The organism is Streptomyces sp. NPDC032472 (assembly GCF_040636955.1).
Classification (GTDB): domain Bacteria; phylum Actinomycetota; class Actinomycetes; order Streptomycetales; family Streptomycetaceae; genus Streptomyces.
Genome location: NZ_JBEZVK010000201.1, coordinates 1 through 1577, shown reverse-complemented (window position 1 = coordinate 1577; position 1577 = coordinate 1). Strand labels below are relative to the sequence as shown.

2 protein-coding genes are annotated in these 1577 nt (G+C 75.4%); both read right to left on the bottom strand.

The genetic code is table 11. The features are described from left to right. Positions 1-167: 167 nt before the first annotated feature. The gene (locus tag AB0F11_RS38170) at positions 168-989 is read right to left on the bottom strand and encodes a MerR family transcriptional regulator (RefSeq protein WP_362184473.1); all 822 of its coding nucleotides are present in this window, start codon (positions 987-989) and stop codon (positions 168-170) included. Positions 990-1068: 79 nt separating this feature from the next. Beyond that, positions 1069-1577 (bottom strand): hypothetical protein (locus AB0F11_RS38165; RefSeq protein WP_362184472.1); only part of this gene is annotated, 509 nt, incomplete at its 5' end.

Genomic DNA, 1577 nt, shown 5'->3' with positions numbered 1-1577 from the left:
CGGATACTCCTCAAGGGCCAAGTGGACAGCGGAGCGCCAGTCCTCCGCGCGCGACGGCGGGTCGGCATCCAGGGCGAGCACCGGGGGCAGGCCTGACCGGGCCGTCCGGGCGACCGGGTCGACCGGTCCGGGCAGGCGGGGTCCGCCCCGCCTGCCCGGAACCCGGGTCAGGCGTCGTCCAGCGGTGCCTGCAGCTCGGTCACCCACCCGTCCCGGTCCTGCGGGCACTCCAGGTTGACCTCCCGCGGGTACCCGCCCGACCGGTGGCCGTGGCCGTCGATCCAGCGGGCCAGCGTCTGGGCCGTGGGAAGCACGGCGTCCATCGGGCCGCGGTGCACGATGGTCGCCGCCCGCTCGACGGGCGGCAGGTCGAGGACCCGTACGGCGCCGTCCCGCAGCGGCGCCGCCACCTGGACGGCGGCGTGCACGAGGATCGCGCCGCCGCCCTCCGGGGCGTCCTCGTACCAGGCGACTCCCGGACCGGCGGGGCCGATGTCCGCCCCGTCCAGGCGGCGGAACAGCTCCTCGTAGAGCGGGCCGATGACCGGGCCTATGTCCTCGGGGGCGAAGCTCGCAGCGGTCGCCGTCAGCTCCGCCACCCGTACCGCGGGGATGCTCTTGACGACCACGTCGTCGGTGGGCATGTGGCCCTCCCTCTCGATCGACCGGAGCCTCGCCTCGACCTGCACCAGCCGCGCCGCCGCGGTCGCCATGCCGGCCGCCAGCTCGGCCTGGCGCAGCCGCAGCATGCCCCGCAGCTCCTCGACGCCGATGCGCTCGTCCACGATGTCCTGCACCTGCTGGAGCGTGAAACCGAGGTCCTTGAGCGCGATGACCCGGTTGAGGCGGGACAGTTGGGCAGCGCTGTAGTGGCGGTAGCCGGTGGCGGGGTCGACATGGGCGGGGCGCAGCAGTCCGATGGCGTCGTAGTGGCGCAGCATCCGGACCGAGACCCGGCCGTGCCGGGCGAAGTCTCCGATGGTGTACATGATGTCTCCGAGCTCACCGCCTGACACGGTGTGAGGGTCAAGCCCGCCGATCGGGGAGGGCCGCCGCCGGGCGAGGGGGTCAGTCCGGGCAGGTGAACGCTCCGCCGTCCGCGGAGGCTGCCGCCTCGACGCGGTAGATCCGCTGCGGCGGTGCGCCCGCGGGCGGGGTGTAGCCGTACACGTCGCGGGCCTCGTCCGGGCCCGAGAAGCGGAGTTCGAGCGTACGGGAGCCGCCCGGCCCGGAGCGGTCGAAGCACAGGTCCGCCGCCGGGCCGCTGCCGCCGGTGCCGGTGCCGGTGCCGGGGGCGGTCCTCACCGCCCAGCCGTCCGCCGCGGCCGCTTCCCGGTAGAACCCGGCCACCGCCGTCGGCGCCTGCGCCGTGGTGTACAGGCGGCCGGCGTACAGCCATGCGTCGCTGCCGCCACCGCTGCTGCCGCCGTCTTCGCAGCCCGCGTACGGCTCCGCGAAGCCCGGCGGCGAAGCGGCCCCCTCCCGGGACGGGGCTGCGAGACGCTCAGTCAGGCGTACAGCCACCCGGACGGCCGTCTCGGAGGAAGCCGGCAGCGACGGGGTGGCAGATCCCGCGA